Origin of the sequence: Rhizobacter sp. (assembly GCF_035702065.1) — a bacterium.
Classification (GTDB): Bacteria; Pseudomonadota; Gammaproteobacteria; order Burkholderiales; family Burkholderiaceae_C; genus Rhizobacter.
This window is the reverse complement of the sequence record NZ_DASSRA010000170.1, coordinates 1-6,684: the sequence shown is the minus strand read 5'-3', so window position 1 is coordinate 6,684 and position 6,684 is coordinate 1. Positions and strand designations below refer to the sequence as shown.

The 6,684-nt window shown below is 68.1% G+C and carries 8 protein-coding genes and 1 pseudogene; 6 read left to right on the top strand and 3 right to left on the bottom strand.

Features of this window, described 5'->3' with window-relative positions:
- Window positions 1-422: 422 nt before the first annotated feature.
- The 3 genes from phnK (at window position 423) to VFL64_RS08190 (ending at window position 3,178) form a co-directional block, all read left to right on the top strand.
- Window positions 423-1,205, top strand: coding sequence for a phosphonate C-P lyase system protein PhnK (gene phnK / locus VFL64_RS08200; RefSeq protein ID WP_489539886.1), 783 nt, complete (start codon window positions 423-425; stop codon window positions 1,203-1,205).
- Window positions 1,206-1,332: 127 nt separating this feature from the next.
- Window positions 1,333-2,022 carry a phosphonate C-P lyase system protein PhnL gene (phnL, locus tag VFL64_RS08195; RefSeq protein ID WP_489539885.1) on the top strand — a complete coding sequence of 230 codons (690 nt, stop codon included), beginning with the start codon at window positions 1,333-1,335 and terminating at the stop codon, window positions 2,020-2,022.
- A gap of 13 nt (window positions 2,023-2,035) precedes the next feature.
- Window positions 2,036-3,178 (top strand): alpha-D-ribose 1-methylphosphonate 5-triphosphate diphosphatase, encoded by a 1,143-nt coding sequence (locus VFL64_RS08190; RefSeq protein ID WP_489539884.1) that lies wholly within the window; start codon window positions 2,036-2,038, stop codon window positions 3,176-3,178.
- Window positions 3,179-3,216: 38 nt separating this feature from the next.
- Here VFL64_RS08190 and VFL64_RS08185 read toward each other — a convergent pair.
- A pseudogene (locus VFL64_RS08185) lies at window positions 3,217-3,582 on the bottom strand (YciI family protein); the annotation flags it as partial.
- A 102-nt stretch (window positions 3,583-3,684) separates the two neighbouring features.
- On the opposite strand from VFL64_RS08185, the gene VFL64_RS08180 reads away from it, so the two are divergent.
- Window positions 3,685-4,077: a GFA family protein gene (locus tag VFL64_RS08180; protein WP_489539883.1), complete on the top strand. Its 393-nt coding sequence runs from the start codon at window positions 3,685-3,687 to the stop codon at window positions 4,075-4,077.
- Window positions 4,078-4,239: 162 nt separating this feature from the next.
- Here the strand turns inward: VFL64_RS08180 and VFL64_RS08175 are convergent, their stop codons facing one another.
- Window positions 4,240-4,638, bottom strand: a complete 399-nt coding sequence (locus VFL64_RS08175; protein ID WP_489539882.1) for a DUF2846 domain-containing protein — start codon at window positions 4,636-4,638, stop codon at window positions 4,240-4,242.
- A 226-nt stretch (window positions 4,639-4,864) separates the two neighbouring features.
- On the opposite strand from VFL64_RS08175, the gene VFL64_RS08170 reads away from it, so the two are divergent.
- Entirely contained in the window at window positions 4,865-5,329 is a 465-nt protein-coding gene (locus VFL64_RS08170) for a MarR family winged helix-turn-helix transcriptional regulator (protein WP_489539881.1), read from the top strand.
- Window positions 5,330-5,357: 28 nt separating this feature from the next.
- Entirely contained in the window at window positions 5,358-5,762 is a 405-nt protein-coding gene (locus VFL64_RS08165; RefSeq protein WP_489539880.1) for a DUF1398 domain-containing protein, read from the top strand.
- Here the strand turns inward: VFL64_RS08165 and VFL64_RS08160 are convergent.
- On the bottom strand, window positions 5,759-6,684 hold a 926-nt coding region (locus tag VFL64_RS08160; protein ID WP_489539879.1), incomplete at its 5' end, for a methionine synthase. The two genes, VFL64_RS08165 and VFL64_RS08160, sit on opposite strands and share 4 nt — an antisense overlap.

Here is a 6,684-nt window from a genome sequence, read left to right as displayed (position 1 = left end):
GTCTCGCCTCGCTGCGCATCGGCTTGAGAACCAAGGCAAAGCGAAGCGAGCCGAGACACGAGGCCGAAGGCGAGCTTGCTCTTGGGGCCCTTGAGAGCCGTCGAGCAGCGCAGGGCTTTGTGGGCGCGCGCGTCAGCGCGCTTCGTCCTCTGACTTCGGGCAGCTGTCTGAGCGCAGCGGCCGCAGGCCGCGTAGCGAGTTCTGCCCGACCCACAAAGACCGAGCAGCGCAGAGCAGTCGGCCCTAGGCCGACCGGCGAACGGGGTCGCCTTTTCTTTGGTGACTTTCTTTTGGCGAAGCAAAAGAAAGTTACTGCGCTGCCGGGCGCACATCCCGGCGCGGCCTCACGCAGTGCACAAGCACCGCGACAAGCAGCACGAGGCTTCGATACCTCAGCCTGAGCGGCCTGAGACAGGACACCCATGAACACCTCCCCCATCCTCCAAGTCCACGACCTCCACCACTGCTTCCCGCAAACCACGCGGCCCGCGGTCGTCGACGCCTCCCTCACCCTCCACCCCGGCGAAGTCGTCGCCATCGTCGGCGAATCCGGCTCCGGCAAGAGCACCTTGCTCAACTGCATCGCCGGTCGCCTCACGCCCACGCAAGGCCAGGTCATCTACACCAACGGCACAGGCCAACAACTCGACGTCCACCGACTCTCGGAACGCGAGAAGCGCCAACTCGAACGCACCGAATGGGGCTTCGTGCAACAGAACCCCATCGACGGCCTGCGCATGAACGTCAGCGCCGGCGCCAACATCGGCGAGCGCCTGATGGGCCAGGGCCAGCGCCATTTCGGCCACCTGCGCAGTGCCGCCCCCGACTGGATGGGCCGCGTCGAGCTCGACGCGCAGCGCATCGACGACTCGCCGCGCGCCTTCTCCGGCGGCATGCGCCAGCGCCTGCAGATCGCGCGCAACCTCGTCACCCGCCCGCGCCTGGTGCTGATGGACGAGCCCACCTCGGGCCTCGACGTGTCGGTGCAGGCGCGCCTGCTCGACCTGATCCGCCTGCTGGTGGCGCGCATGCACCTCTCGGCGCTGATCGTCACCCATGACCTCGGCGTGGCGCGGCTGCTGGCCCACCGCACGCTGGTGATGCGCGAAGGCCGCATCGTCGAGCAAGGCCTCACCGACCGCGTGTTCGACGACCCGCAACATGCGTACACGCAGTTGCTGGTGTCGTCGGTGGTGGCGCCCTGACGCCCATGACTTGCCTTCGCACACCTCCACCCGTTCGGGCTGAGGTATCGAAGCCTGGCACGGCCAGCGCGGGCCTTCGATACCTCAGGCTGAGCGGACGATGAACTGACCGCATCACAAGACCCCCATGCTCCAAGTCCACGCCCTCTCCAAACACTTCACCCTCCACCTGCGCGGCGGCCTGCAACTGCCGGTGCTGCAGGAGGTGTCCCTGCACGTCGAACCCGGCGAATGCGTGGCCCTGCTCGGCCCCTCCGGCCGCGGCAAGTCCACGCTGATGAAGTGCCTCTACGGCAGCTACGGCGCCGACAGCGGCGCCATCTGGCTCAACGCGCAGGCCGGACGCATCGACATCGCCAGCGCCACGCCGCAGCAGATGCTGGCCCTGCGCCGGCGCGACATCGCCTACGTGAGCCAGTTCCTGCGCGCCGTGCCGCGCGTGCCGGCAATCGACATCGTGGCCGAGCGCTGGCTGCAGGCGCGCCCCGAACTCGATGCCGATGAAGCGCAAGAAGAGGCGCGCGACCAAGCCCGTGCCCTGCTGCGCCGCCTCCACCTGCCCGAGAGCCTGTGGACGCTGCCGCCGGCCACCTTCTCCGGTGGCGAGCAGCAGCGCGTGAACATCGCGCGCGGCTTCATCGAGCCTTCGCGCCTGCTGCTGCTCGACGAGCCCACCGCTTCGCTCGATGCCGCCAACCGCCGCGTGGTGGTCGAGCTGATCCACGAGAAGCGCGCCGCCGGCACTGCGGTGGTGGGCATCTTCCATGACGAAGAAGTGCGTGACGCCGTGGCCAGCCGCTGCGTCACGCTCCATTGATGAGGCCCACACGATGAATGACGAGATCATCTTCCGCAACGCCCGCATCGTGCTCGCCAACGAGGTGGTGCACGGCAGCGTGCGCTTGCAAAGCGGCCGGATCGCCGACATCTCCAGCGGCCCCACGGCCGTGCCCGGCGCACACGACTTCGACGGCGACCACCTGCTGCCCGGCCTGGTGGAAGTGCACACCGACAACCTGGAGCGCCACGTCACGCCGCGGCCCAAGGTCCACTTCCCCATGCAGGGCGCGGTGCAGGCGCACGACGCCGAGGTGGCCGCCGCCGGCATCACCACCGTGCTCGACGCCATCGGCGTGGGTGACCCGTACGGCGACGGCTTCCGCTCGCGCGACCAGAGCGCGCTGCTCGACGTGCTGGACCGGCTCGACGCCGCCGGCCTGCTGCGCGCCGAGCACCTGATCCATGTGCGCTGCGAGCTGCCCGCGCCCAATGCGCGCGAGCTGTTCGAGCCCTTCGCGCGCCACCCGCGCCTGCGCCTCATCTCGCTGATGGACCACACGCCCGGCCAGCGCCAGTGGAGCGACATCGAGCACGCCCGCATCTACTACACCGGCAAGAAGGGCTGGAGCGACGCGCAGTTCGACGCCGAGGTGCGCATCGCGCCCGAGCGCCAGAAGCAGCACGCCACGCCCAACCGCACCTGGTTCGCCGACTTCGCGCGCACCTACGGCGTGGCACTGGCCACACACGACGACACCACCGTCGCGCACGTGGACGAGGCGCATGCCGAAGGCGCCGGCATGAGCGAGTTCCCCACCACGCTGGCGGCTGCGCGCCGCGCCAAGGCGCTGGGCCTGGCCACCGTGGCCGGCGCCCCCAACGTGATCCGCGGCGCCTCGCACTCGGGCAACGTCTCGGCGATGGCCCTGGCACGCGAAGGCGTGCTGGACGCCCTCTCTTCCGACTACGTGCCCGGCAGCCTGCTGCAGTCGGCCTGGAAGCTGACGCACGAAGGCGGCTTCTCGCTGCCCGAGGCCGTGAACGTGGTGAGCCGCAACCCGGCGCGCGCCGTGGGGCTGGCCGACCGTGGCGAGATCGCCGCGGGCCGGCGTGCCGATCTGCTGCGCGTGAAGCTGCTGGGCGACCACCCCGTGGTGCGCGAAGCCTGGCGCGCGGGGCGCCGCGTCGCATAGCGCCCTCGCTCCCGCTACGGGCTTCTGAGCTGGCCTCAGCCCAGGTCGGCCGCCTCGTACAGCGGCCGGATCTCGATCTCGCTCGGCCCTTCCATCGGGTTGGGGCAGCGCTGGCCCCAGGCGACGGCCTCGGCCATGTCCTTCACCTCCCAGAGCCAGAAGCCGGCCACCAGCTCCTTGCTCTCGGCGAACGGCCCGTCGATCACCCGGCGCCTGGCGCCGTCGAAGGCGATGCGCTTGCCATGCTTCGAGGGCTTGAGCCCGTCGGCCGACAGCAGGATGCCGGCATCGCGCAACTCTTCGTTGAACCGGCTCATCGCCTCCATCATCTCGGTGGCCCAGGGCGTGGGAACAAAGTCCTTGTCGCCGTCTGCGGACGCTTTCACGAGCACCATCACGCGCATGTCTTTCTCCTGGTTGAGCCGGCCCACCCGGCTGTCATGGGAACGACGAACAGGGCCGGCGCAAATCGACAGCCCGGTCTTTTGACGAAGAGGAGACGCAGCATGGACCGATTCACCGGGGGTTGCCTGTGCGGCCAGGTGCGGGTCGTGGCGTCGGGGCGCCCTTACCGCGTCGGCCTGTGCCATTGCCTCGACTGCCGCAAGCACCACGGCGCCCTGTTCCACGCCAGCGCCATCTTCCCGCAGGAGGCGGTGACGGTCGAGGGCGACACACGCCACTACGCCGGGCGACACTTCTGCCCGCACTGCGGCTCGTCGGTCTTCGGGCGCAGCAGCGACGAGATCGAGCTCAGCCTGGGGTCGCTGGATGCGCCCGACCAGCTGGTACCGACTTACGAACTCTGGACCGTCCGGCGCGAATCGTGGTTGCCGCCGTTTCCGCTGGCGAGGCACTACGAGCGGGATCGGGACGCTGCGAGCCGCTTCGAGGAATAGCGCTCCACCGCGGCTTTGCCGCTCACAGGCGATGCCGCACGCCCGATGGGAAGCGGCTGTCGAAGGCCACTTCCATGGTTCGCGGCAGGCCGACAGTCACTGCCGGCGTGGAAGTGCTCGTACAGAGCGGGCCTCTCCCGAGGTCCGCCCGGCGAGCGGCTTTTATCTTTCGCTGCTGCAGTTGCCCAGCTTGGCCATCTCGAGCAGGGACACCTCCTTCTTCCCCTGTTCTTCCGGCACTTCCTCGATACCGGCACCCCCGACGAACACGCCCATCTTGATGTACTGCCGGAAGAAGTGGTTCTTTCCGGCCGTCAGCGTTGCTTCCACCGTGTTGGGTGAGAACTCGGACTCGGTGTCGATCTTGTAGGTCTTGTCTCCGGGAACCTGCTTGTAGAAGAAGACCTTGTTGGCGGTCTGGCCGACGCATTTCCCGTCGACCCACAGGTCCTTCTTCAGCGCTTGCCCAACGAAGCTGTCCCGGTAGAGATAGACGCCGGCATATCCAGCGGCAGGTGGCCTGAACTCCTTTGCCTGCGCAGACTCCTCCTTCGAGGCCATGTCGACTGATGCACAGCCAGAAAACAGCAACGACGCAGCAATGGCTGCGCATGCAAGACCAAGTCTCTTCATAGATTCCCTCAGGGTGTTATTGATGTGACGCCGCGGGTGCGGCGCGCAAAATCCTAGCGCATGAACGCCGGGCAGATCGCAGGGCAGCGAAGGGTGCAGGCTTGACAGATTGTTTCCTTGGAAACTAAAGTGCGCGTGTCGCGAACGAAGCGCAATGAAGAAGACATCGACCCCCGTCAGCCCGCTCGAAGCGCACCTCGGCTTCTGGATGCGCTACGTCTCCAACCGCGTCTCCTCGGAGTTCGAGCGCGCCATGCTGGCCAGCGGCGTGTCGGTCACGGAATGGGTGGCGTTGCGCACGCTGTACGCGCAGGGCGAATCCACGCACGCGGCCTTGATGGCCTCGCTGGGCATGACCAAAGGGGCCATCTCCAAGGTCATCACGCGCCTGCAGCAAAAGGCGCTGCTGGAGCGCACGCCCCACGGCGAGGACGCGCGCGCCCAGGTGCTCACGCTCACGGCCGCCGGCCGGGCGCTGGTGCCCAGGCTGGCGAAGCAGGCCGACCAGAATGACGAGCGCTTCTTCGGCCACCTGTCGGCCAAGCAACGCGCGCAGCTGGCGGCCCTGCTGAAAGAGATGGTGCGGCTGCACCAGATGCACGAAGTGCCGGTCGCCTGACGGCCGCTCAACCGACGAAGGAACCCCCATGGACGACACCACCCGCCAGACCATCGAGCACTGTGCCCAGTCGTCGAAAGACGGTTCGGCGCACTTCCCCGACATCGTGAAGGCACTCATCGGCGCAGGCGTGGAGTCGTACTTCGCCGACTACCGCGCGAGTGCGACGCGCTACTACCTGCCGGATGGCGACACGCATGCCGTGCCGCTCGTGCCGCCAGGCGGCGTGCCCATTTCAGAGCGCTTCGATTCCGCGGCCTTGCAGCAGGCGATCCGCGGCGCGCAGGCCGGGCGGGTGATGTACCCCGAGTTCCTGCGCCTGTCGCGTGCCGCCGGCTGCGTGGGCTACATCACCTGGCTGGCCGGGCAGCAGGTCACGTACTTCGGCCGCCTGGGCGAGACCCATGTCGAGCCCTTCCCGGGCCGCACTTAGGAGGCTTCAGCCCGCTCCCGCGCCAGTGCCGCCCCGGCCGCCAACGCGCGCAGCTTGGCCTCGGCCACCTCGCGCTTCATCGGCGCGAGACCGCAGTTGGTGCAGGCGATGAGGCGCTCGCGCGGCACGAACTGCAGCGCGCGGCCAATGGTGTCGGCCACTTCGTTGGGCGTTTCCACCACGTCGCTTGCCACGTCGATCACGCCCACCATCACGTCCTTGCCCTTGAGCAGCGCCATCAGCTCGGGCGGCACGTGCGAGTGGATGCACTCCAGGCTCACCTGGTCGATGCGGCTGGCAGCGAGAGCGGGGAAGACCTGCTCGTACTGCCGCCACTCCTCGCCCAGCGTCTCTTTCCAGTCGATGTTGGCCTTGATGCCGTAGCCGTAGCAGATGTGCACCGCGGTCTTGCAGCTGAGGCCTTGCGCGGCGCGCTCCAGCGCCTTCACGCCCCAGTCGGCCGCCTCGGCCATGTAGACGTTGAAGGCCGGCTCGTCGAACTGCACGATGTCCACGCCGTCGGCTTGCAAGGCCAGCGCCTCCTGGTTGAGCAGCTCGGCAAAGGCGAAGGCGAGCTTCACGCGGTCGCCGAAGAACTTGTCGGCCACGGTGTCGACGATCGTCATAGGCCCGGGCAGGGTGAACTTGATCTTGCGCGTGGTGTGGGCGCGCAGGAAGCGCGCCTCGGCCTCGTGCACGCGGCCCTTGAGGCGCGGCTGCGCCACCACCTGCGGCACCATGGCCTTGTAGCGGTCGTTGCGGATGCCCATCTCGACCTTGTGCTCGAAGTCGATGCCTTCCACGCGCTCCAGAAAGCCGTGCACGAAGTGCTGGCGCGACTGCTCACCGTCGCCGATCACGTCGAGCCCGGCGTCTTCCTGCGCCTTGATCCACAGCAGCGTGGCATCGAGCTTGGCCTGTG

What these genes read in the sequence shown, in the direction of transcription:
- VFL64_RS08190 (WP_489539884.1), top strand. Translation starts at nt 2,036, where the DNA reads ATGAATGACGAGATCATCTTCCGCAACGCCCGCATCGTGCTCGCCAAC.
- VFL64_RS08165 (WP_489539880.1), top strand. Translation starts at nt 5,358, where the DNA reads ATGGACGACACCACCCGCCAGACCATCGAGCACTGTGCCCAGTCGTCG.
- VFL64_RS08170 (WP_489539881.1), top strand. Translation starts at nt 4,865, where the DNA reads ATGAAGAAGACATCGACCCCCGTCAGCCCGCTCGAAGCGCACCTCGGC.
- phnL (WP_489539885.1), top strand. Translation starts at nt 1,333, where the DNA reads ATGCTCCAAGTCCACGCCCTCTCCAAACACTTCACCCTCCACCTGCGC.
- VFL64_RS08175 (WP_489539882.1), bottom strand. Translation starts at nt 4,638, where the DNA reads ATGGCCTCGAAGGAGGAGTCTGCGCAGGCAAAGGAGTTCAGGCCACCT.
- VFL64_RS08180 (WP_489539883.1), top strand. Translation starts at nt 3,685, where the DNA reads ATGGACCGATTCACCGGGGGTTGCCTGTGCGGCCAGGTGCGGGTCGTG.
- phnK (WP_489539886.1), top strand. Translation starts at nt 423, where the DNA reads ATGAACACCTCCCCCATCCTCCAAGTCCACGACCTCCACCACTGCTTC.